Genomic DNA, 22,165 nt, shown 5'->3' with positions numbered 1-22,165 from the left:
ACAGGATCAGGGCGCGGCGATGACGGTGATGCGTTCGACCTGACGCACGCCGCGCGCCGGGCGTGTGTCGCCTCGGACCAGCAGGCGCAGCGGACCGCTGTCGGCGTCGAGCGGGGCGTCGTCGCAGCGGTCGACCAGATAGACACTGCCGTTGCCCAGCGTCGCGTCGAGTTCGCCGAGCGAGAACACCGCGCGATAGCCGTCACGCGCGCTGACCAGCACGTAGCGATCGAGATCCGCGCTGCGCAACGGCGTGTCCGGCATCGCGCCGCTGGATTGCAGCAGGGCGGCCAGCGACACGCCTTCGCAGCGCAGCGCTTGGCCGTGGACGGTGGCCTCGACCGTGTGACGGGTCAGCATGGCGCGTGCAGCAGCGTCCAAGGGCACGACGACCGGCGACGGATCGGACGGCGTTGCGGCGCGCTGGTGCGCGGCAAGGTTGTGCGTGTCCGGCGCCTGCGCGTGGACCCCGGTGGCGCACAGCAGCAGCGAAGACAGAAGCAGGCCACGGACCATGGCGGATGACCCCTCGTTATGAACGAACGAGCATAACGGCCGGCTGCATGGGCGACAACGCGCCAGGAGCTGGTCTCAGACCGTATCGATCGGCAGTTTCATGTAGCGCACGCCATTGGCATCGGGCTCGGGCAGGGCGCCGGCGCGGATGTTGGTCTGCACCGAGGGCAGCAGCAGCGCCGGCATGGGCAGCGTGGCGTCACGGGCTTCGCGCAGGGCGACGAACGTGGCTTCGTCGATGTGGTGGCCGACGTGGATGTTCTCGCGTTTTTGCGCGCCGATCGTGGTCTCGCAGCCCACCGCGCGGCCGCCGGGGCCGTAGTCGTGGCAGACGAACACGCGGGTGGCGTCGGGCAGTTCGAACATGCGCTGGATCGAGCGGTATAGCGTGGCCGCATCCCCGCCGGGGAAGTCACAGCGGGCGGTGCCGCCATCCGGCATGAACAGCGAGTCACCCGTGAACAGCGCATCGCCGATCAGATAGGCATTGCTGTCGCTGGTGTGGCCGGGCACCGGGATCGTGCGGCCTTCGAGCGCGCCGATCGCGAACGTGGCATCGGCTGCGAACAGCTGGTCGAACTGCGAGCCGTCGACCGGGAAGTGCTCGCCCAGATTGAAGATCGGCCGGAAGGTCTTCTGTACGGTGCGGATGCCGTCGCCGATCGCCAGGCGCGCGTCGGGCAACTGCTGGCGCAGCCAGTCGCCGGCCGAAAGATGGTCGGCGTGGGCGTGCGTCTCCAGGATCCACTGCACGTCGAGCCCGTGTGCCTGCACGTGATCGAGCAGTGCCATCGCCGAGGCCGTGGAGGTGCGGGCCGAGGCCATGTCGAAATCCAGCACCGGATCGATGATCGCCGCCGCGTTCGACGACGGGTCGCGCACGATGTAGCTCCACGTGCCGGTTTCGGCATGGTGAAACGGGGTGACCTGCGGTTGCGGCATCGCGCGCTCCTGACCGTGAACGCGCCAGATGCTAGTCCACGTGGCGCATGCGGACGTTGCGATTGCGTAATGTCAGCGTTGCGCGGGCGGCGCGAGCGCGGTGTTCAGCAGCGCACCGAGACGGGCGCCCGCATCGCGCAGTTCCTGCTCGGCCTGCGGCAGATGCGTGGTCACGTAGGCCTCGCTGACGCGTGCGCGGCGCGGATAGACACCCGGCGCCAAGGCGATGCGGCAGGCGGCTTCGGCCCAGTCCGCAGCCGGCGGTGGCAGGCGCACGGGTCCGCGGGCATTGGCCGACGGCGCACGCGCACCGATCCGCGCCAGCCAGGCATCGCCGGACAGGTTCTGGCTGTTGAGCATGCCGCTGTCCCAGAACGCATGCAGGTTGGTGCCGCGCCCGCGGAAGTTGATCTGCTGGTCGTTGCCGCCGCGGTCGTGGCCGTAACCGGCATGCATCGGCTGATGCGCATCGCCGGTGAAATGCACGACGAACTTCAGCGCCTGTGCCCGCTCGGCGCGCGAACGGGTGCGGTCGGCGAGGATCGCGGTCTGCGTCTTAAGGGCTTCGACCACGCAGTTGCCATCCGGACAGTCGCGCCGCGCCTCGTAGCGGCAGTTCGACTCGCCGATGTTGACGTAGTGCCAGGACGCCGAGCGCTTGCCCAAATCCGGATCGTGCTCACGCAGTTCGTCGGCCCAGCTGGCGACGCCGGGCAGGGTGGGATCGGGCTCGCCGGCCAACAGCCGGGACACCTCCGCACGCGCGGCCGGCGTCAGATCGCGCTCGGCGATCTGCGCCACCAGACGGTGACCGAGCTTGCCCCAGGCGAGGGCGGAAGAAGGGAGGGCGAAGGCGGCCAGCAGGCCACCGCACAGAAGGATTCGACGCAGCATGGGCGCAGTTTAACCGGCTGGTGTCCGATCGACCTGACAGATCAGTTCGCCAGCGAGCTGCAAACATGACGCGCGTCGCAAGCCTGATCGACCCTATGCCGATCGTGATGCTTCGAATGCCAGCCGGGCGGTCGGAAGTATTGCCTTGGCAAGGACATCACGCCGGCGATGGCGTGCGTGCGGACGAGCGCTTCTTCCCGCGCGTTGCGTCGTCCCCGGTGAACGCGTCCGGCTGGATCCGATCGAGCGACAACGGCTCGATCTGCACCTTGGGCAGCAGCCGTTTGGTGAAGTAGCCATCTTTGTAGTAGCGGATCTTCCTGCATAGCACCGGGTGCGCGAGACCTTCGTAGAGCACGATCTCCTTCTCGGGTCCCATCGCCTTGAGCTCCTGCGGCAACATCAGGGCGCGGCGCTCCAGCACCTCGTTGTCGGACACGTTGCTGACGCCGCCGTGCGAACGCGTGCGCGCGCGGCGGCGGACGGTGGTGAAGCCCAGCATTTCGGAATAGTCGTTCGCGTCCTGCTGTTCGCGCGGCGCGTAGATGATCTGCAGCGCATGGTTGGTGATAATCGTGCGCGAGAGCTCCTTGCCGTAGACCGCGTCCAGCTGCGCCATCGACTGGATGATCGGCAGCAGGCGCAGGTTGTAGCCCGCCATGTAGGCGACGGCCTTGGCGATGATGTCGACGCGGCCGATCGACGTGAACTCGTCCATCAGCAACAGGCACTGGTGCTTCAGCGACGCGTCGTTCTGCGGAAGGGTGCGCGTGTTGACGTTGATCAGCTGGCTGAAGAACAGATTCAAGATCAACCGGCTCTCGGCCAGCTTGTTGGGCTGGATGCCGACATAGATGGTCATGCGCTTGCGGCGCACATCATCAAGGCGGAAATCATCGCCGCTGGTGGCCGCATCGAGCACCGGATTGAGCCAGGCGTTCAGCGGCTCGCGAAATGAGCCCATGATCGAGGCGAAGGTCACGTCGGCCTGCGAGAGCAGACCCGCGAACGCGGTGCGCGCCTGCGCGCCCAAGAAGGGTGCTTCAGACAACGATTGCAAGTAGGGCTTCAGTTCGCTGCCATCGCCCGATGACAGCCGCAGCACTTCGCCGAGCGTGGGCGTTGGCGCCTCGTCCACGTGATCGGCGCGTTCGAACAGGTACAGCGTGAACGCGAGGAAGGCATTGCGCGCCTGGCTGGTCCAGAACTTGTCGCGGTCGTCGCCATCGGGATAGAGCATCGCGGCGATCGCCTGCAGGTCCGACACCCGGAACGACGGATCCGACGACACGTAGGTCATCGGATTCCAGCGATGCGATCGCCTGTCTTCCGCGAAAGGATTGAACAGGAAGATCTCGTGCCCGATGGAGCGGCGCCAGCCCGAGGTCAGATCGAAATTCTCCTGCTTGATGTCGAGTACGACGGCCGATTCGCGGTAATCGAGCAGATTCGGAATCACCACGCCGACGCCTTTGCCCGAGCGTGTGGGTGCGGCCAGGATCACGAACTGCTGGCCCGACAGGCGCAGGAGTTTGCCGTTCATCTGACCGAGGACGATGCCATCGTCGCGGTGCTTCAGCAGCCCCTTGTTGGCGAGATCCAGCATGCCGGCGAAGCGCGCGCGGCCGTGGATATTGCGGTGACTGCGCAGCTTGAACAGCATCACCACCAGTGCCAGCCAGACCAGGCCCATCAGGCCGAAACCGGCGCCGCTTGCGGTCCAGATCCGCCACGCATGTGGCGCGACCTGCGGATGATCGACGACGCTGGCATAGGCGTACCAGGTGCCGATGCCGAGCAGCGTGGTGTCCAGCCCGAGCAGCACGAGTACGAGATAGCCTACGAGATAGAACGCAGCCACCGTGGCGCCAGCGGTGACGAGCGCCGCACCGATCCAGCGTTCAGTCGACATGCGCCGTTCTCCATGCGCATCGCCCGGGAGACGATGTGCGCCCGGTCACGGCGCCGCCTGTTGCGTATCGACGAACACGTAGTCGTCGTTCGACGGCCAGCGGTTGAGCCCGTCGTCGAGCTTGATGCAGGGACGACCATCGCAAGCGGTGATCGCGACCTGCTGTAGTGCCTCCAGCACGTCTGCCCGCACGCTCGCGCGCTCGGCGCGTTCCAGGTTGAGCTTCGCGATATAGCCGCTGGCCCCGATGAGTGCGGCGCCGCCCAGCGCGAGCGCCAGCAGGGCGCCGCCGCCCAGCAGACGTGAGCGCGCGGTCAGGCCTGCTTGCGCGCGATCGAGGTGCGCGATCAGGTGTTCGAGCCGTTGCGCGGCGGAATCGGCGCGTGCGGTGGTGGCGTCGAGTTCGCCGGTCAGCGCGTCGCGCACCGCGGTGGCCGTGGCCCGTAACAAGGCCTCGCGCCCGGCGGCGGTGTGTTCGGCGACACCTGTCGCAGCGTCCTGCAATGCGCCGGCGGCATCGCGTTGATCGCGCGCAGCCTGCTCGCACTGCTGCGTCAGATGCGCGGCCAGCAGCGCCGCGCTCGCGACGAAATCCTCCATCTGCGTCCGTTCCATGGGTCCCGCTGTCGAAGTCGTTCCCGGATGACGAGGATGCGGGCTGGTGCAGTGCAGATGCCGAAGTGATTGTCCGGAACGCCGGGTCGGGAAATCACCCGAGGGCTTGCGGAAATCGCGTCATCGTGCGTCAGCGCAGGCCCGCAAGCCTTGCAGGAACACGCGTTCGGCGGACACTGAAATCTGCAAGAAACCCCGTTTTTTCGGCCATTTCACTACGGCGTCAGGCAATCCGATCGATGCGCTTCGCCGTGCTCGATAACGCGAGCAGACGCGTTGACGCGATTTTTCCGCGTCGCTTAGCTTCGGCCCGTCATCGCTGCGCAGTCGTCGACAAGACGACACGCGCAGTGACCAGGGGACGCACGTTCGACGCTCGCGCCTGATCCGGGCAATGCGGCCGAACGCGCATATCAGGGAAGAATCGCGTGGGTACGAGCACACCAGTCGCAGGATGGATGTCCGCAGGGATCGTCGGCAGTTGCCTGACCGCACTCGTCGGGTGCGCCACCCCTGATGCAGCGGACCCGCGCGGGAAATGGCGTCCCCTGCACCAGTTCGCCGAGGCGCCGCAGGCGATTCCACTGCAGCAGGCCTACGTGTTCCAGGCGTTTCCCTCGGACCAGACGCTCAAGACGTTGCTGACACGCTGGTCGAACGATGCCGGTCTCGGTCTGTCGTATCTGCACACCAACGATTACACGCTGCACGCGCCCGTCGCGCTGCTCCGGACCACGAGTATCGAGCAGGCGGCATCGGCGCTGTCGTCGGCGTATGCGGCGCAGGGCGTGCAGGTGTCGGCCGAACGCGGCGCAATTGTGGTTAGTCACGCGCAGGCCGTATCGGCTGCGCCGGCCGCCGGCGTCACGGACTGACGGGGCGGGCATGTTCGGCACGCGCACCGCATCACCGGAGATCGACAAGGCTGTCGCGCAGGGCGTCAGTTACGAACTGACATTGACCGACCAGATGCGGCGCAGCGAGCGGCGCGCCTGGCGTGTCGCGGGCTGTGCGGTCGCGATGTCGGTGATCCTCGCCGGTGGCTACGTGCTGTTCCTGCCGCTCAAGGAGCGCGTGCCCTATCTGGTGATGGCCGATCCCTATACAGGCACCGCGAGTGTCGCGCGGCTCGCAGGCAACTTCAACGAACGCGACGTCACGATGGAAGAGGCGATCAACAAGAGCAACGTCGCCCAGTTCGTGCTCGCGCGCGAATCCTACGATTCGGGACTGATCGGTCAGCGCAACTGGCGGACCACGCTGTCGATGGCTGGCCCCGCGGTCGCACCGGCGTACATAAACCTGCATGCCGAACATAATCCCGAACGTCCGTTCCGCATCTACGGGACGGGCCGATCGGTGCGCACCCGGATCCTGAGCATCGTGCTGATCGGTGGCGGCGAAGGCCGCCGTCCGTCAGGCGCGACCGTGCGTTTCCAGCGCAGCCTCTACGACAAGTCGAACGGACGCGTGGAACCCGTCGATGCGCGGATTGCAACGCTTGAGTTCGCCTACAACCCGGAGCTGCGGCTGAGCGACGAAGACCGCCTGCTCAATCCGCTGGGCTTCCGGGTGACCAACTACCGCGTCGACCTCGATTTCGCCGCAGGTCCCGTGCCAGAGCGGGAATTCCCAGGGCCGCGTTCTGCCGCGCCGCCGTCGACGATCGACACTGCGGCGACGGCGCAGGGCTGGTCGGATGACGACGCCGATGTCCAGCCAATCGAACCTGCCAGGACCGGAGAGGCCCCATGAGTCGTGGTGTATGGAACCGCCCTATGGCCACCGGATTCCGCGTGCTGCTCGCACTGTGGCTGCTCTGCCCGTTCATGGCATCGGCGCAGGTCGTGGAGGAGTACGCCTACCAGCCCGATGCCGTCTACCAGGTGCGGACCGGCCTGGGTATCACCACCCAGATCGAACTCAGTGCACACGAGCAGATCCTCGACTACAGCAGTGGTTTCAGTGGTGGCTGGGAGATTAGTCGCCGCGACAACGTCTTCTACGTCAAGCCGCGGAATGTCGATGTCGACACCAATCTGCTGGTGCGCACCGCCGCACACGCCTACATCTTCGAGATGAAGGTCGTCGCGAGCGACTGGCGCTCGCTCGACCAGGCGCGTGCCGCCGGCGTGCAGTACAAGATCCGCTTCAGCTATCCGGGCGATACCCGCTTCGCGCCCGAGACGACCGAAGCGCCGGAGGCGGCCGCCGAACTGAGCACCGGCCTGCAGCCGGACCGCCACTACCACTTCCGCTACGACTACACCCAGCACCGGCGCACGCCGCACTGGTTGGTGCCGTCGACGGTCTACGACGATCGTCGCTTCACGTACATCCGCATGGGGGATCGCACGCGCTTTCCCAGCGGCAACTTTCCCGCGGTGTTCGCCCGGGACAGCGAGAACGGCGACGAGTTCGTCGTTAATTCGACGGTCGAAGGCGATGTGATCGTGGTCCACGGGACCTATCCGTTTCTGGTCGTCCGGCACGGCGTGCACGTCGTGGGCCTGCGCAGGAGTGCCGAGCCGTGAGCGAGCATCCCGTCGACAACGAACGCGCGCCCGGTCCGGGCGGTCGCGGCCCGGCGAATCCCTACGAGGCACGAATCGGCCAGCAGGCGGATCTGGATGCGGACGCGCCCGTGCTGCAGGCGGCCGAAATCCAGCGTCTCAACCGTCGCGCGCTGGTGTTTCTCGCGGGCATCGTGCTGCTGCTCGGTGGGCTGGCGTTCTGGGTGTTCTCGGGCGGCGGCACGACGGGTGAGGACTCGCGTCCCCGTACACAGACCGCGGAACAGATCGTGATTCCGGCAGCGCCGCGGGATCTGCCCGAACTTCCCGTCGCCAGGGCGGAAGCGCCACCGCCGGAACTGCCGCCGCTGCCGGTGATCGAGGATTCCCGTCCCCAACCTTCCGGCGGCATGGAGGATGCACTGTCGGGCGGCGCATTCTCCGGCAGCCAGTTGCCGTCGCTGCTGGAGCGGCGGATGCAGGATGTCGCCGGCGGCTCGAGCATCTCCAGCATGCAGGGTTCGGGGCCTGACGGGATGCCAGGTATGCCCGGTGGGTTGGGCGCCGCCGCGCCGGCGTCCGTCATGCAGGCGCCGGCGGATGGTCCCACCAGTGCACGCCCGCTCTACAGCCCTGACACGCTGCTGTTGCGCGGCACCTACATCCGGTGCGTGCTGCAGTCGCGCGTCATCAGTGACTTTCCCGGCTATACCTCCTGCATCGTCACCGAGCCGGTGTATTCGGTGAACGGCAGACGCCTGCTGTTGCCGCGTGGTTCGAAGGTCATGGGTTTCTACAACGCCGACAGCGTCATCGGCGATCGCGCCGGCATCATCTGGGACCGGATCACCACGCCCACCGGGCTCGACGTCAACATGCGCAGCCCGGGCGTGGACGCACTCGGCGCCGCTGGCAACGCGGGCCATTACACGGCGCACTGGGGCCAGCGGCTCGCCTCGGCCCTGCTGATCAGCATGCTCAGCGATGCCTTCAAGTACGCCGCCGCCGAAAACGGCCCGCCGCAGACATCGTTCGGCAACGGCTTCGCAGTGCAGAACCCCTACGAGAGCAATACCGCACGCACGCTGGAGCGCATGGCCAACATGGCACTGGAACGCAACATGGCGCGTCCACCGACGGTCACGGTCAACCAGGGCACAGTGGTCAACGTCTACGTCGCACGCGATGTCGACTTCTCCGCGGTGGTGCGCTGAGCCGATCATGGACCTCCAGCCCGCCACCGTCGCGCAGATTTCCAATCGGTTCCTCGAATACCAGTACGAGGTGCTCGGCATCGGTGCGCACATGCAGTCTTCGGACGTGACCGAGATCTGCATCAACCGGCCGGGCGAGCTGTATCTGGAAACCCGGGAGGGCTGGCGCCGCACCGACGTCCCGTCGCTCACCTTCGAGCGTGCGCGGCAGTTCTGCACGTCGATCGTCAACGAGAGCAATACGGGCCAGCGGATCACCGACGTCGATCCCATGGTGTCGCTGACGTTTCCCACCGGGCAACGCGCGCAGTTCGTGATTCCGCCCGCCTGCGACGCGGGGCGGGTGTCGATCACGATCCGGCTGCCGTCGCGCTACGCCCGGACACTCGACGAATACGAACGCGACGGCTTCTTCGCCGAGATTCCCGAGGCGTCGGTGGCGATCAGCGACCAGGACCGGGAACTGCTCGAACTGCGCCGCGCGCGCGATTACGCGCAGTTCTTCCGCCAGGCTGTCCGCTATCACAAGAACATTGTCGTGGCCGGGGCGACGGGCAGCGGCAAGACCACCTTCATGAAATCGCTCGTCGACCACATTCCCGAGCAGGAGCGGCTGGTGACGATCGAGGACGCCCGCGAACTCTTCCTGCGCCAGCCCAACGTGGTGCATCTGCTGTACTCGAAGGGTGGCCAGAGCGCGAGCAACGTCACCGCCAAGAGCTGCATGGAAGCCTGTCTGCGGATGAAGCCGGACCGGATCATCCTCGCCGAGCTGCGCGGCGACGAGTCGTTCTACTTCATCCGCAACTGCGCCTCCGGCCATCCTGGATCGATCACCAGTTGCCACGCGGGCAGCACCGAGCAGACCTGGGACCAGCTCGCGCTGATGGTCAAGGCGTCCGCTGAAGGCGCGGGGCTGGAGTTCGACGTGATCAAGCGTCTGCTGCGCATGACGATCGAGATCGTCGTCCACATCAAGGCACATGCGGGTCGGCGCTTCATCACCGGTATCGACTTCGATCCCGAACGTGCGGTGGCGGCATGAGCCGGGCGTCGCCACGCATGCATCCGTGCGCGGCGAGCTGCCGGGCCCGGACGGGGAGGGCGCCCTGATGCTGCCCGGCATGGAACTGATGGGCTGCGCGGGGCTCGCCGTCCCCGCCGAAGTGATGCACCACGTGGTGCGCGTCGAGTCGTCGTACAACCCATTTGCGATCGGTGTGGTCGGTGGCCACCTGGCGCGCCAGCCGCGAACGCTCGAGGAAGCACTGTCGACCAGCCGGATGCTCGAGCGCGAGGGCTACAACTTCTCGCTCGGTCTGGCGCAGGTGAACCGGCACAACCTGCGGCATTACGGTCTCGAATCGCACGAAAAGGCGTTCGACATCTGCCCCAACCTGCGCGCAGGCGCGCAGATCCTGTCCGAGTGCCACACGCGCGCCGGCGGCGACTGGGGCAAGGCCTTCAGCTGTTACTACTCGGGCAACTTCGTCACCGGCTACCAGCATGGCTACGTGCAGAAGGTGCTTGCATCCTGGCAAGCGGTGGCGCCGGCGCAATCGATTCCAGTCATCCGCAACGGGGCGGCATCCGCGTCACATCCTCGCGCCAGCGGTGCCGCCGTGCCCGCCTCGAGAGTGGCCCGCCGCGTGCAGGAGGCCGCGCTCGATTCCCCTGCGAACGGCTCCGGTGCTGGCGCTGCGATCACCGGGCACGCAGCGCCCCCGGACGCGCCCGTGAGTCAGCAGACGAACGGGACCGCTCAGACACCGTCTGTCCGCACGACACGGGACGCGACATCCCCGCAGATCGACGACGACGCGCCGGTCACGGTGCGGCTCACTTCGGCCCCGCCCCAGCAAGCCGCGCCGTCATCGAACGCGCCCCGTCAGCCGCCGCCGCCCGGACAGCCCGCGGACACCGCATTCGTGTTCTGAACGAACAAGTCAGCCCTCGAACTCTTCAATGCCAACGCCAAGGAACGCATCATGCAGAAGACCATCATTCCCGATCGCGCCCGCCAGGCCCGCACACCCCTGCGCGCGGCGCTCGCATGCGGTTCGCTCGCGCTGCTCCCGTTCGTCGCCTGGGCCCAGGACGTCGCCGGCGCGACCACGCGGGTGCAGAGTTTCTTCGGCAACATCAACGCGTTATTGAACGTTGCCTCGATCGCGGTCGTCACCATCGCGATCATCTTTGCCGGCTACCAGATCGCGTTCAACCACAAGCGCATCGGCGACGTCGCGCCAGTCCTGATCGGCGGTTTCCTGATCGGCGCTGCGGCGCAGATCGCCAAGATGCTGCTGCCCGACGATGTCACGTCGACCGCCATGGTCGTGGTCCAGCTGTTGCCAGGCTATGCGTAAGGACATCCTGTTCCGCGGCTGCACGCGCCCGTCGATGTTCATGGGCGTGCCCTACCTGCCGTTCGCGGTGGGCGCGGGCGCCTGCCTGCTGCTGACGTTCTACATCGACATGTTCTTTCTGGCGCTGCTGCCGTTCGTGATCATGGTCATGCGGCAGATGGCCCGACGCGACGAGATGATCTTCCGGTTGCTGGGCCTGCGCTGGATGTTCCGGCTCCGTGCCCGGGATGTCGGCCGGCACGGCAATGTCTGGATCTTCACGGCCAACAGCTATCGGCCCGAGATCCACGAAGGTCGCAGGACACCCTGACCATGCGCGCGCCCGCCACGTCGATCGCCGAGTTCGTGCCGCTGTCGGCCCATGTGTCGCCGCACGTGGTCAAGACCACCGGTGGCGACTATCTGCTGACGTGGCGTCTGGGCGGCCTGCCGTTCGTCGGGCGGGAAACCTGGGAGCTCGAACACCGGCACGCGACCTTCAACCGCATGCTGCAGACGCTGCGCGCGCCGGACTTCGTCAACGTCGCGTTCTGGGTCCACGACGTACGCAGGCGCGGCCGCATCGACATGCCGGCCGGGTTCGCGCAGGCGTTCAACCAGGCGCTGTCCGACCAGTACTTCGAGGCGCTCTCCGCCCAGAAGATCATGCAGAACGAGTTGTACCTGACCATGATCTTCCGGCCGGTCGTCAGCGGTAAGAAGCTCGTCGAGAAGTCTTCCGATCTCGTACGGCTGCAGGCGGAGCAGGACCAGGCCGTGGCCAAGCTCGTCGAGCTGGCCGGCAACGTGGAGGCCGTACTCCGGGATTACGCGCCTGCGCGGCTCGGCATGTACACCGGTGAGAACGGTGTCGTCTTCTCAGAGACGCTGGAGCTGTTCGCGTACATCTTGAACCGGATCGATGCGCCGGTGCCGGTGCTGCGCGCGCCGGTCTGCGACTACCTCGCGGTGAGCGGGCATACGTTCTCGGCGCGGACCGGCGACTTCGTGATCAGCACGCCGGGTGGCGGCAACCAGTACGGCGCGATCCTCAACATCAAGGAATACACCGACGCGACCTGGCCGGGCATCCTCAACGCGCTCAAGTACCTCGACTTCGAGTACGTCATCACGCACTCCTTCAGTCCGATGGGCCGACAGGACGCATTGAAAGTGCTCGACCGCACCAAGGGGATGATGATCTCGTCCGGCGACAAGGCGGTCAGCCAGATCGCCGAACTCGACCACGCGATGGACGAGATCGCCTCAGGCAACTTCGTGCTCGGCGAATACCACTTCATGATGGCGCTGTACGCGCCGGACCAGCAGGCGCTGGCGCAGCAGATCGCCACGACGCGCGCCGAGCTGTCCAACGCCGGCTTCGTGTCGGTGAAGGAAGACCTCGCGGTCTGCGCCTCGTTCTATTCACAGCTGCCGGCGAACTGGAAGTTCCGTACCCGGCTGGCCAACGTCAGCTCGCTGAACTTTCTCGGGCTCTCGCCGCTGCACAACTTCGCCACCGGCAAGCGATCGCAGAATCCGTGGGGTGACGCCGTCACGGCGCTGCAGACCACCAACGGCCAGCCCTACTATTTCAACTTCCACGCCACGCACCCGGCCGAGCATTCGTTCGGGGAGAAAGCGATCGCCAATACGATGGTGATCGGCAAATCTGGTACCGGCAAGACGGCCCTGATCAACTTCCTGCTCAGCCAGGTGCAGAAGTTCGATCCCGTGCCCACGATCTTCTTCTTCGACAAGGACCGCGGCGCCGAGATCTTCGTGCGGGCCTGCGGCGGCGCGTACCTCGCGCTGGAAAACGGCGCGCCGACCGGCTTCAATCCCTTCCAGTGCGCGCACACCGAAGCCAACGTCCAGTTTCTCGCCGGGCTGATCAAGGTGCTCGCCGGCAAGTCCCAGTACACCGCGCGCGAGGACGAGGACATCCACCGGGCTGTGGAGAGCCTCCTCGACATGCCGGCCCAGCTGCGGTCGATGGGCAACTTCCAGAAGAGCCTGCCCAACATGGGCGACGACGGCCTGTATGCGCGACTGCGCAAGTGGACGGCCGGCAACGCACTGGGCTGGGTGTTCGACAACCCGGTGGATGTCATCGACCTGGAGCGCGCCAGCATCATCGGCTTCGACTACACCGAGGTCATCGACAACCCTGAAGTACGCGTGCCGGTGATCAACTATCTGTTGCACCGGCTCGAAGCGCTGATCGACGGCCGGCCGCTGATCTACGTCATGGACGAGTTCTGGAAGATCCTCGACGGCGGCGGCGCGCTCAAAGAGTTCGCCAAGAACAAGCAGAAGACGATCCGCAAACAGAACGGCCTGGGCATCTTCGCGACGCAGAGCCCGGAGGATGCGCTGGCGAGCGACATCTCCGCGGCCCTGATCGAGCAGACGGCGACGTTGATCCTGCTGCCCAATCCGAATGCGTCGCGCAAGGACTACGTCGAAGGCCTGAAGCTGACCGAAGCGGAGTTTGAGGTCGTCCGCTCGCTCGACGAACGTTCGCGCAGCTTCCTGGTCAAGCAGGGGCACGGCTCGACCGTGTGCCAGTTGAATCTGCGGGGTATGGACGATGCCCTGGCCGTCATATCGTCGAGTACAGACAACATCGAGATCATGCATCGAATCGTCGCGGAGCAGGCGGCCTCGCTGGGCGTCGAGGATGGGGATCTCGATCCTCAAAACTGGTTGCCTGCGTTCTACGCGCAGCGGAAAGGGTCGGGGCGTGCCCGGCGGGTGGAGACCCGGGGCGAGCCGGTCGAGCATCCGAACGCTGCCGCGCTCGCGGATCGATGAGCATTCAAAGCCACACGGACACAGGAGGTGTCGCATGAGGTCCAGGACCATCCAGCAGGCGAGCGCACACAGCCTCGCGAACGGTCTTCAACGCACGTTCGGAATCCACCTCGCATGGCCACGCATGAGGCGCCGGTTCGTCGTCACGATCGCGGCCGCGGCCGTCCTCGCGACAGGCGCCGCCGCGGCCGCATGGCAGGTCCATGACCGCGAGACCTACCAGCAGGTTCAGCAGCTGCGCGACCGCATTGGCGGAGGCGGCAGCACCACCGTCGTCGGCGAACTGCAGAAGGTCAACACGCGATTGCAGGTGGATCACAAGCCGACCAGCGAAACCGTCGAACTGCTCGCCGAGCCGGAAGGTACTGCATGGCTCGACCCTGCTGCGCCTTCGGCCGCGGCTTTGAGCATCAGCAGGCTGTGTCCGTCGGGCGTGTCAAGTGGGCTTGGACAACGGCAGCGCACGCTGTGCCGCGAAATGGTGCAGACCGAACTCGCGCAGTACACATTCGCGATGCGCATGTTCAAGCGTGCCGCCGAACATCACGCGCGACTGGAGGCGATCGAGCAGCGGCGTCGCGCACTGGGAACCGACGATTACGCGGATCTGCAGGCCAACTCGAACGAACTGCTGGCACTGACCGCGCTGATGGACAACGACCGTGATCGCTACCAGACCTACATGCGCGCTTACGAGGCGCGAGTCGCGCACATCCGTCACACGCAGATCGCTTTGGCACGAAATCTGTTCAAGGGCAGGGGCGGCGTGGACCTCCCCGCTTCGCTATAACGACATCGGAGTTCGACATGGACAGTCTGGCCGGCCTCGCCCAGTGGGCGTTCTTCGCGCTGATCTTCGAGTTCCTGAACTCGCAGATTGCCTCGTTCCAGACCGGTCTCATCGCGCGCGGCACGCAGTTCGTCAGTGGACTCGCCCTCACCCTGTGCACGCTCTGGGTGTTGATGCAGGGCTTCATGATCGTGACCGGTCGCAGTCGTGAATCGATGATGGGCCTGGTCGTCGGTTCGCTGCGCGTCTTCCTGATCGTGTCGGCCGCCACCGCGATGTCATTCGCTGGCACAAACCTGACCAGTTTCCTCGCCGACGGGCTACCCAAGTCGATCAATAAGATCGTCACAGGAACGGACGAAAAGCCCGAGCAGTCGATCGACAAGAATCTCAAGATCATGGGGCTGATCTTCGTGCTGGTCGACCGCATCGGCGCGGGCAATGATGATCCGGACAACAAGACGAGCCAGGACCGGACGATCACCTTGATGGGAATCGGCATTGCGGGCCCTTCCGTAGTGGGCGGCGCGATGCTGCTGCTCTACAAGATTGCATTGGTACTGTTTGTTGGCTTCGGACCTCTGTTTATCCTGTGCCTGATGTTCGACCAAACCAAGGACCTGTTCAAACGGTGGTTGCTTTATGGACTTGGCACGATGTTCAGTCTTGCGGTCCTGTCCTTCATGGTGTCCGTTGCGACCAAGCTGGTCGCCATTACGGCTGCCGCCCTCCTGGTGCAGTACACGTTGCTGACACAGGAGGTCATCGACCTGCCGGGAGTCGTCCCGCCGGGTGGCCTAAACGCCGCGGCGATGCAGCAGGGCGGCATTGGTCTGTTGATGTCGGTGTTGATGGTGATGGCGCCCCCGATGGCGGCGATGTTCTTCAGCGGCACACTCGGGCAGTTCGCTGCGAATTCGAGTTTTGGTACGCTCGGCCGTAACAGCTCGGGTCAAACTGCTGACACCACAATGCCGACTCAGAAAGTTGGGGCTAGGCGCAGAGACGACGAGGACGAGCACCATCGGAATGATGGACCCCGATGACAAACTTGGGTCGGGTCAACACGGAGGTGGTCTGGTGAGAGTGGGCAATCGTTTTTCTATCTACTTGTCTGTGTTCTTCAGTTTGACTTCGAACGTAGTCTTACTAGCTCCCGTGCATGCGAGTCCGACAGATTCGACGCAGACGCAGGTTCCAGAAAGCGATCCAGCATCGGCGTACTACCATTCTCGATACCTTCCTGCGTTGGGCGTAGCGAACGCGTCGCAACAGATTCTTGAAGATCGATTCGGGGCTTTTGCGATGAGTCCTAGCTCGTCTTGGTCTGGATGGGCTCTGGGCGATAGGTCGCAGATGGAGGCTGAAAAGGCCGCGATAGAACAGTGCAGTAATCGCGGTGGTGGAGTGAAAGATTGCGAGGTTGTTCTTTCATTCCAGAATCAGTGCGCGACGGTTGCATCGACGCGTGATCATTCTGGTTTTGGGAGAGCGGGTACCCTCGAAAGAGCTCGTGAGTTGGCGATCCGGCAATGCGAATCGATAGGTCCCGGCTGCAAAGTCTTTCGTGAAGGGTGCAGTTATCCAGAAGTTGCTGACTAGCGTGTATTCGTTTGTACAAGGTATTTTTTATTGTGATGGATGACGTTTAGATATTTAGAACGTAATCAGCCCAAGACGACAGCGGATCAATCCGCTCTGTCCTCAGCTTCGCCTCTTCCAGGCGCACGTCGCTCTCGATCTCAATCCAGCAATGCTGGCGCGTAGCGTCAGCTCGATGAGTCGTCGAATAGGATCTTTCCGCCCGGGAGTGCGTTGCTGGCCTTCCCTTCGAGGAACGTATCGTGGTTGAAACCCGTGCCTTGGAGTGGCGCGGCGCGCGCATACGGTGCGAAGTGGTATTGCAGGCTCAGCGTCGGCGGCATGAACAGTTCATGCCGATGCGGTCGCGTACGAAGTATTCGAGGGCGATCGTCGGGCGCGTACTGCCGCAGATCGACAGGAGCAATCAATTTGCAGTCGACGAGGCGGCCGCTGTCGGATTTCGGGTTCTCGTGAGGGTCTCCGAGGGCGACGGTCCAGTCGCTAGCCGACTGCGCCTCAGCGGGATGGCCGAATGCTATTCAGGCGAGTACTAGGAAGGCGAGGGCAGGGTGCGCATCGATCGGTCCGGCTGTAGCCGGATGCCGGCAGTGTCCCGCTCGCCGGCCGCGAACGCCTTGATCGGGATCATTGCGCACGCCGCGCGGTGCTGGCACGGGGCCCGGGATCAGCGCGGCTGGTAGACTGTGCAGCGCTGTCCGGGCTGGCGCCCACGCGCCGCGCGGTCACGTCTTTCCCACTTTTGCCGCGTGCGCGCGGCTGCAGGAGTCCGAATTCATGGCGATCAAGGTTGGCATCAACGGCTTCGGCCGCATCGGCCGCAACGTGCTGCGTTCGGCAGTGGAGAACTTCGACGGCGACATCGAGATCGTCGCGATCAACGACCTGCTGGAGCCGGACTACCTGGCCTACATGCTGTCCTACGACTCGGTGCACGGCCGCTTCAAGGGCACGGTGTCGGTCGAGGGCAACACGCTGCTGGTCAACGGCAAGCAGATCCGCCTGACCCAGGAACGCGACCCGGCCAACCTGAAGTGGGGCGAGGTGGGCGCGGATGTCGTCATCGAGTCGACCGGCCTGTTCCTGACCAAGGACACCGCGCAGAAGCACATCGACGCGGGCGCGAAGAAGGTGATCCTGTCGGCGCCGTCGAAGGACGACACGCCGATGTTCGTCTTCGGCGTCAATGACAAGACCTACGCCGGCGAGGCGATCATCTCCAACGCCTCGTGCACCACCAACTGTCTGGCGCCGATCGCCAAGGTCATGCACGACAAGTGGGGCATCAAGCGCGGCCTGATGACCACCGTGCACGCGGCGACCGCCACGCAGAAGACTGTCGACGGCCCGAGCAACAAGGATTGGCGTGGCGGCCGCGGCATCCTGGAGAACATCATTCCGTCGTCGACCGGCGCGGCCAAGGCCGTCGGCGTGGTGATTCCGGAGCTCAACAAGAAGCTCACCGGCATGAGCTTCCGCGTGCCGACCTCCGACGTGTCGGTGGTCGATCTGGTGGTCGAACTCGACAAGCCGGCGAGCTATGAGGAAATCTGCGCCGAAATGAAGGCGCAGAGCGAAGGCGCGCTGAAGGGCATCCTGGGTTACACCGAAGACAAGGTGGTCGCCACGGACTTCCGCGGCGAGACCTGCACCTCGGTGTTCGATGCCGAGGCCGGCATCGCGCTCGACCCGACCTTCGTCAAGCTGGTCAGCTGGTACGACAACGAGTGGGGCTACTCCAACAAGTGTCTGGAGATGGTCCGCGTGGTCGCGGCCAAGTAACCGCGCAGGCTCGCGACGCGATACCCGAAGCCCCGCACATGCGGGGCTTCTTGTTTTCAGACGTTCGCCGCGTAAGGTGGCCGGGCGCGCCCCTCCGGCGCCGCGGGGGTGGCATGGAAGAACTCGTCGTACTGATCGGGCTCGCGCTGCTGACGGTGCCCATCTTGCTGGTCGTTGGCCTGGCCATGATGTTCGGCCTGCGCCGCCGCGTGGCCGATCTCGAAGACCTCAGCGAGCGGCTGCGCGCGGAGATCGCCGGTCGTGCGATGCCGGCAGCGCCGGCGCCTTCCGGGGTAGCGCGCGCGGCGCCCGCAGCGTCGGTGGCCGCGCCTGTCGCGCCCCCTGCGCCTGCGCCGCCGCCGATCCCCGAACCGCTGCGCCCCGCAGCGCCTGCACCCGCTGCCGGCCCGCCGCCGTTGCCGCTCACGGTGCCGCGCGCGAGCTGGCGTGATGCGGACCCCGTGCGTCCCGCGCCGTCCGATTCCCCGCAGGCTGCATCCGCGGCGCCGGCAGGACCGGACGTGTTCGAGCGCGGACTGCGTCTGGTCCGGCAGTGGTTCACCTCCGGCAATGTGCCGGTGAAGATCGGCATGCTGGTGCTGTTCGCCGGCGTCGCCGCGCTGCTCAAGTACGCCAGTGACGAGGGCCTGCTGCAGGTGCCGGTGTCTTTGCGCCTCGCCGGCGTATCGGTCGCTGCAGTGGCCGGATTGGTCTTCGGCTGGATACGTCGTGACAGTCACCGCACCTTCGCACTGAGCCTGCAGGGCGGGATGATCGGCATCCTGCTGCTGGTGGTGTTCGCCGCGTCGCGGATGTTCGGGCTGGTGCCGATGGAATTCGCGTTCGCCGCGAGCGTGGCGCTGGTGTTCGGCGCCGGTGCGCTGGCGGTGCTGCAGGGGGCGATGGCGCTGGCGGTGTTCGCGGTGCTGGCCGGCTTCTTCGCGCCGATCTGGCTGTCGACCGGCAGCGGCAACCACGTCGCGCTGTTCGGTTACTACGCGGTGTTCAACGTGGCGATCGTCGCCATCGCGTGGTTCCGCGCATGGCGTCTGCTCAATCTGCTGGGCTTCGTCTTCACGTTCGGCATCGGCACGCTCTGGGGCGTGCTCGATTACGAGGCTACCGACTACGCGTCCGCACAGGCGTTCCTCGCCTTGTTCTTCGCGATCTATCTGGCGGTGCCCCTGTTGCACGCGCGGCGCCGGCCGATGGGGCGTCGCGATCTGATCGATGGCTGCCTCGTCTTCGGCACGCCATTGATCGCGTTCTCGCTGCAGTCGGGTCTGATGCGCGACGACACGACCATGCTGGCCCTGTGCGCGCTCGGTCTCGCGGCGGTGTACGCCGGCTTGTCGTGGTGGCTGCGTCGCGATGGTCGCTACGAGGTGCTGCAGCAGTCCTACGCCTTGCTGGCCGCGGGCTTCGCGACGCTGGCCGTGCCGCTGGCGCTGTCGGCGCAGGCCACCGCCAGCGTGTTCGCGCTCGAAGGTGCGGCGCTGGTGTGGCTGGGTCTGCGTCAGCAACGGCGTCTGCCGCGCTGGTCGGGCATCGCGCTGCAGGTCGCCGCAGTGGTCGCGTATGTATTCGCGGCCGGCAATACGACGATCGACGAGACACCGTTCGTGCACGGCCTGTTCGTCGGCGCGATGTTGTTCGTCATCGCCGGGCTCGCGATCGCCTGGGCGTATTCGCGTGCGGGCGCGGTTGCGCCCGCGCGCATCGCCTACCTCTGGGCGATGTTCTGGTGGCTCGGTGCCTGGGTGTTCGAACTGCAGCGCGTGTTGCCGGCGCGCGATGTGCCGGATGCCTGGCTCGTCCTGGCGGCGGTCACGGGTTGGCTGGCCGCTGAGCGGAGCCGGCGCGTGTTCGATCCGCTGCTGGCCGGCATTGCATGTCTGGCGCTGGCCGCCGCGCTGCCACTGGCGATCCTGCAGGCCGAAGCGCATCAGCAGCCGTTCGCCGGCAACGGCGTCTGGGCGTGGCTCGTGTTCGCCGCGCTCGGCGTGCGCAGCTTGCTGTGCCTGCGTGTCGGTGACAGCGGGTTCGCCCGCACGGCGCAGTTCGTCTGGTGGCTGTTGTGGCCGTTCGCGGTGTCGCTGCTGCTGGTGCAACTGTCCGACCGGATCGGTGGTGGCGATGGCTGGTGGCTGGTCGCTGCGGTCGCGCCGTGGTTGGTGATCACCGCGGTGTCGCTGCTGCGCTGGCCGTGGCTCACGCATCCACTCGGCGTGGCGTTCGATCCGATGCGCGCGACCTTCCGCACGACCTGCTGCGTGCTGCTGGCGCTCTGGTGGTGTGTGGCGCTGGGTGACGCCGGCAATCCCGCGCCGCTGCCGTGGATCGCACTGGTCAATCCGCTCGACCTTGCACAGATCGCAGCGCTGCTGCTGATCGCGCGCTGGCTGTGGCGCGGCGATGCGCCGGTCGGGCCGCGCGCTCGCGTACCGCTGCTGTCGGCCGGCGCGTTTCTGCTGGTCACCGCGATCACGCTGCGTGGCGCGCATCACTGGGGCGGCGTACCCTGGGGCATGGCGCTCGCCGACAGCAGCCTGGCGCAGACCAGTCTGACCATCGTGTGGAGCGTGCTCGGCGTGCTCGGCTGGGTCATCGGCTCGCGCCGCGGCCAACGCGTGTTGTGGCTGGCAGGCGCGGTGCTGATGGCGATCGTGCTGGCCAAACTGGTGCTGGTGGATCGCAGCCATCTCGGCAATCTGTGGGGCATCGGCTCGTTCATCGCCTACGGCCTGCTGTGCACGGTCGTCGGCTTCTTCGCGCCGGCGCCGCCGCGCACTCCCACTTTCGAACCGGCACAGGAGGCCGGCGCATGAGCCGGACTCTGAAATGCCTGGCCGTCCTCACCGGCGGCGTCGTATGCAGCGTGGCGATCGCAGCCGCCGGCGATGAGGCCTTCGTCGCGCAGTGGCCGCTGGCCCTGCCGTCACCGGATGCCGGCGCTTACCAGGTCGAACTCGACGACGCGATCTACGCGACCACGGTGTCGCCAGCGCTGCGCGATCTGGTGGTCGTCAACGGCGATGGCCGACAGGTGCCGGCACTTTTGCAGTCGGCACCTGCGCCCGCGGCACGCCGCACGACGCAGACGCTGGCCTGGTTCCCGCTGCCGGTAACCGCCGCGCGCGTGGGCAGCGACATCGCCGCGATCAGCGAACTCGATCCCGACGGCCGCCTGCGCCGCATCCAGTGGCGGCCCGCGCCGGGCGATGCGCCGCCGGCCGCGTTGCTGGTGGATGCCAGTGCATTGGAGCTGCCATTGCAGGCGCTGGTATTGGACTGGGGCGTCGCGGACGTGGCGTTCGAACGCACGATGCGGGTCGAAGGCTCCGAAGATCTGCGCGACTGGCAGCCGCTGGCCGCAGGCGGTCGTCTGCTCGATCTGCGTCGCGGCGAAGAGAGACTGGTCGAGCGGCGCATCGTCTTCGATACACCGGTGCGCACGCGCTATCTGCGTCTTTCGCCGGGTGCCGGCGCGGGCGCGATGCCGGCGATCGTGTCGGTGGCGGCCGAATCGCCAGCGATGTCCGACGCGCCAGCCCTGCAATGGCGCGCGCTCGAACCGGCCGGACCGGCTGATGCCGAGGGTGGCGTCGTATTCCATCTCGATGCACGCGTGCCGGTGACGCATGTCGATCTCGGCCTGGACGGCAACGCGACCGCGCGCTGGACGCTGTCGGTGCGCGAAACCGATGACGCGCCGTGGCGCACGGTCGCCGGTGACTGGCTGGTCTATCGGGTCGGCGCGGATGCGGCCTCCCGCACGCCACCGCTCGCGCTCGATGTGGCCTTGCGCGAGCGCCAGTGGCTTCTGGTGCCGGATGCGCCCTCCGCCGCCGCTGCGCCGGTGCTGCGACTCGGCTATCGCCCGGAGCGTCTGGTGTTCGTCGCCGAGGGCGCCGCGCCATTCTCGCTGCGCGCGGGGAGTGGTCGCGCGAAACGCGTCGATGCCGCGGTGGCGCCATTGCTGGCCGATCTGCGTGCGCGCAATGGCGGTCGCTGGGCACCGGCTGTCGCGACGCTCGGCGCGCGGACGGAACTCGCCGGCCCAGCCGCACTCGACGACACACCGCCGCGCGACTGGGGCACCTGGCTGCTGTGGGGCGTGCTGGTGCTGGGCGTGCTGCTGGTCGGCGGCTTCGCGCTGAGCCTGCTGCGGGCGCCGAAGCCGCGTTGAGATCGCGAGGCGATCGCGCGCGCGCCTGCCGGAA

General features: G+C 66.2%; 19 protein-coding genes and 1 pseudogene. 15 read left to right on the top strand and 5 right to left on the bottom strand.

The window, feature by feature from the left end:
* Positions 1-6: 6 nt before the first annotated feature.
* The 5 genes and pseudogenes from ACZ9YD_RS14520 to ACZ9YD_RS14500 form a co-directional block, all read right to left on the bottom strand.
* Positions 7-516 (bottom strand): hypothetical protein, encoded by a 510-nt coding sequence (locus tag ACZ9YD_RS14520; protein ID WP_465075974.1) that lies wholly within the window; start codon positions 514-516, stop codon positions 7-9.
* Positions 517-591: 75 nt separating this feature from the next.
* The gene (locus tag ACZ9YD_RS14515; RefSeq protein WP_465075973.1) at positions 592-1,458 is read right to left on the bottom strand and encodes an MBL fold metallo-hydrolase; all 867 of its coding nucleotides are present in this window, start codon (positions 1,456-1,458) and stop codon (positions 592-594) included.
* Between the two features lie 72 nt (positions 1,459-1,530).
* Positions 1,531-2,352: a S1/P1 nuclease gene (locus ACZ9YD_RS14510; RefSeq protein ID WP_465075972.1), complete on the bottom strand. Its 822-nt coding sequence runs from the start codon at positions 2,350-2,352 to the stop codon at positions 1,531-1,533.
* A 244-nt stretch (positions 2,353-2,596) separates the two neighbouring features.
* Positions 2,597-4,264 (bottom strand): annotated as a pseudogene (locus ACZ9YD_RS14505) (type IV secretory system conjugative DNA transfer family protein); the annotation flags it as partial.
* A gap of 45 nt (positions 4,265-4,309) precedes the next feature.
* Positions 4,310-4,879, bottom strand: coding sequence for a hypothetical protein (locus tag ACZ9YD_RS14500; protein ID WP_465075971.1), 570 nt, complete (start codon positions 4,877-4,879; stop codon positions 4,310-4,312).
* Between the two features lie 458 nt (positions 4,880-5,337).
* On the opposite strand from ACZ9YD_RS14500, the gene ACZ9YD_RS14495 reads away from it, so the two are divergent.
* The 15 genes from ACZ9YD_RS14495 (at position 5,338) to ACZ9YD_RS14425 (ending at position 22,131) form a co-directional block, all read left to right on the top strand.
* Positions 5,338-5,754 (top strand): hypothetical protein, encoded by a 417-nt coding sequence (locus ACZ9YD_RS14495; RefSeq protein WP_465075970.1) that lies wholly within the window; start codon positions 5,338-5,340, stop codon positions 5,752-5,754.
* A gap of 10 nt (positions 5,755-5,764) precedes the next feature.
* Positions 5,765-6,634, top strand: coding sequence for a VirB8 family type IV secretion system protein (locus ACZ9YD_RS14490; protein WP_465075969.1), 870 nt, complete (start codon positions 5,765-5,767; stop codon positions 6,632-6,634).
* A gap of 23 nt (positions 6,635-6,657) precedes the next feature.
* The gene (locus tag ACZ9YD_RS14485) at positions 6,658-7,413 is read left to right on the top strand and encodes a TrbG/VirB9 family P-type conjugative transfer protein (RefSeq protein ID WP_465076052.1); all 756 of its coding nucleotides are present in this window, start codon (positions 6,658-6,660) and stop codon (positions 7,411-7,413) included.
* Complete coding sequence (locus tag ACZ9YD_RS14480) at positions 7,410-8,606, top strand: TrbI/VirB10 family protein (RefSeq protein ID WP_465075968.1); 1,197 nt, start codon at positions 7,410-7,412, stop codon at positions 8,604-8,606. The genes ACZ9YD_RS14485 and ACZ9YD_RS14480 overlap by 4 nt, the downstream gene beginning before the upstream one ends.
* A 7-nt stretch (positions 8,607-8,613) precedes the next feature.
* Complete coding sequence (virB11, locus tag ACZ9YD_RS14475) at positions 8,614-9,651, top strand: P-type DNA transfer ATPase VirB11 (RefSeq protein WP_465075967.1); 1,038 nt, start codon at positions 8,614-8,616, stop codon at positions 9,649-9,651.
* 79 nt (positions 9,652-9,730) lie between these two features.
* The gene (locus tag ACZ9YD_RS14470; protein WP_465076051.1) at positions 9,731-10,543 is read left to right on the top strand and encodes a lytic transglycosylase domain-containing protein; all 813 of its coding nucleotides are present in this window, start codon (positions 9,731-9,733) and stop codon (positions 10,541-10,543) included.
* Positions 10,544-10,594: 51 nt separating this feature from the next.
* Positions 10,595-10,972, top strand: a complete 378-nt coding sequence (locus ACZ9YD_RS14465; protein ID WP_465075966.1) for a TrbC/VirB2 family protein — start codon at positions 10,595-10,597, stop codon at positions 10,970-10,972.
* Positions 10,965-11,282, top strand: coding sequence for a VirB3 family type IV secretion system protein (locus ACZ9YD_RS14460; protein WP_465075965.1), 318 nt, complete (start codon positions 10,965-10,967; stop codon positions 11,280-11,282). The genes ACZ9YD_RS14465 and ACZ9YD_RS14460 overlap by 8 nt, the downstream gene beginning before the upstream one ends.
* Before the next feature lie 2 nt (positions 11,283-11,284).
* On the top strand, positions 11,285-13,768 hold the full coding sequence (locus ACZ9YD_RS14455; RefSeq protein WP_465075964.1) for a VirB4 family type IV secretion/conjugal transfer ATPase: 2,484 nt from the start codon (positions 11,285-11,287) through the stop codon (positions 13,766-13,768).
* 124 nt (positions 13,769-13,892) lie between these two features.
* Positions 13,893-14,558, top strand: coding sequence for a hypothetical protein (locus ACZ9YD_RS14450; RefSeq protein ID WP_465075963.1), 666 nt, complete (start codon positions 13,893-13,895; stop codon positions 14,556-14,558).
* Between the two features lie 17 nt (positions 14,559-14,575).
* Positions 14,576-15,604, top strand: coding sequence for a TrbL/VirB6 family protein (locus ACZ9YD_RS14445; RefSeq protein ID WP_465075962.1), 1,029 nt, complete (start codon positions 14,576-14,578; stop codon positions 15,602-15,604).
* Positions 15,588-16,160, top strand: a complete 573-nt coding sequence (locus ACZ9YD_RS14440; RefSeq protein WP_465075961.1) for a DUF4189 domain-containing protein — start codon at positions 15,588-15,590, stop codon at positions 16,158-16,160. Before ACZ9YD_RS14445 ends, ACZ9YD_RS14440 begins: the two co-directional genes overlap by 17 nt.
* Positions 16,161-16,937: 777 nt before the next feature.
* Positions 16,938-17,942, top strand: a complete 1,005-nt coding sequence (gene gap / locus ACZ9YD_RS14435) for a type I glyceraldehyde-3-phosphate dehydrogenase (RefSeq protein WP_465075960.1) — start codon at positions 16,938-16,940, stop codon at positions 17,940-17,942.
* Between the two features lie 113 nt (positions 17,943-18,055).
* Entirely contained in the window at positions 18,056-20,770 is a 2,715-nt protein-coding gene (locus tag ACZ9YD_RS14430) for a DUF2339 domain-containing protein (RefSeq protein ID WP_465075959.1), read from the top strand.
* Positions 20,767-22,131, top strand: a complete 1,365-nt coding sequence (locus ACZ9YD_RS14425) for a DUF3999 family protein (protein ID WP_465075958.1) — start codon at positions 20,767-20,769, stop codon at positions 22,129-22,131. Before ACZ9YD_RS14430 ends, ACZ9YD_RS14425 begins: the two co-directional genes overlap by 4 nt.
* The last annotated feature ends 34 nt before the right edge of the window (positions 22,132-22,165 follow it).

This window comes from Luteimonas sp. AC640a, assembly GCF_979256585.1.
Note: the sequence above shows the minus strand (reverse complement) of the source record. Positions and strands in the feature narration are given on the sequence as shown.

Excerpts from the sequence above, each read along its gene's own strand:
- ACZ9YD_RS14520 (WP_465075974.1), bottom strand. The coding sequence starts at position 516 with ATGGTCCGTGGCCTGCTTCTGTCTTCGCTGCTGCTGTGCGCCACCGGG.
- ACZ9YD_RS14515 (WP_465075973.1), bottom strand. The coding sequence starts at position 1,458 with ATGCCGCAACCGCAGGTCACCCCGTTTCACCATGCCGAAACCGGCACG.
- ACZ9YD_RS14510 (WP_465075972.1), bottom strand. The coding sequence starts at position 2,352 with ATGCTGCGTCGAATCCTTCTGTGCGGTGGCCTGCTGGCCGCCTTCGCC.
- ACZ9YD_RS14500 (WP_465075971.1), bottom strand. The coding sequence starts at position 4,879 with ATGGAACGGACGCAGATGGAGGATTTCGTCGCGAGCGCGGCGCTGCTG.
- ACZ9YD_RS14495 (WP_465075970.1), top strand. The coding sequence starts at position 5,338 with ATGTCCGCAGGGATCGTCGGCAGTTGCCTGACCGCACTCGTCGGGTGC.
- ACZ9YD_RS14490 (WP_465075969.1), top strand. The coding sequence starts at position 5,765 with ATGTTCGGCACGCGCACCGCATCACCGGAGATCGACAAGGCTGTCGCG.
- ACZ9YD_RS14485 (WP_465076052.1), top strand. The coding sequence starts at position 6,658 with ATGGCCACCGGATTCCGCGTGCTGCTCGCACTGTGGCTGCTCTGCCCG.
- virB11 (WP_465075967.1), top strand. The coding sequence starts at position 8,614 with ATGGACCTCCAGCCCGCCACCGTCGCGCAGATTTCCAATCGGTTCCTC.
- ACZ9YD_RS14470 (WP_465076051.1), top strand. The coding sequence starts at position 9,731 with ATGGAACTGATGGGCTGCGCGGGGCTCGCCGTCCCCGCCGAAGTGATG.
- ACZ9YD_RS14465 (WP_465075966.1), top strand. The coding sequence starts at position 10,595 with ATGCAGAAGACCATCATTCCCGATCGCGCCCGCCAGGCCCGCACACCC.
- ACZ9YD_RS14460 (WP_465075965.1), top strand. The coding sequence starts at position 10,965 with ATGCGTAAGGACATCCTGTTCCGCGGCTGCACGCGCCCGTCGATGTTC.
- ACZ9YD_RS14455 (WP_465075964.1), top strand. The coding sequence starts at position 11,285 with ATGCGCGCGCCCGCCACGTCGATCGCCGAGTTCGTGCCGCTGTCGGCC.
- ACZ9YD_RS14450 (WP_465075963.1), top strand. The coding sequence starts at position 13,893 with ATGAGGCGCCGGTTCGTCGTCACGATCGCGGCCGCGGCCGTCCTCGCG.
- ACZ9YD_RS14445 (WP_465075962.1), top strand. The coding sequence starts at position 14,576 with ATGGACAGTCTGGCCGGCCTCGCCCAGTGGGCGTTCTTCGCGCTGATC.
- ACZ9YD_RS14440 (WP_465075961.1), top strand. The coding sequence starts at position 15,588 with ATGATGGACCCCGATGACAAACTTGGGTCGGGTCAACACGGAGGTGGT.
- gap (WP_465075960.1), top strand. The coding sequence starts at position 16,938 with ATGGCGATCAAGGTTGGCATCAACGGCTTCGGCCGCATCGGCCGCAAC.
- ACZ9YD_RS14430 (WP_465075959.1), top strand. The coding sequence starts at position 18,056 with ATGGAAGAACTCGTCGTACTGATCGGGCTCGCGCTGCTGACGGTGCCC.
- ACZ9YD_RS14425 (WP_465075958.1), top strand. The coding sequence starts at position 20,767 with ATGAGCCGGACTCTGAAATGCCTGGCCGTCCTCACCGGCGGCGTCGTA.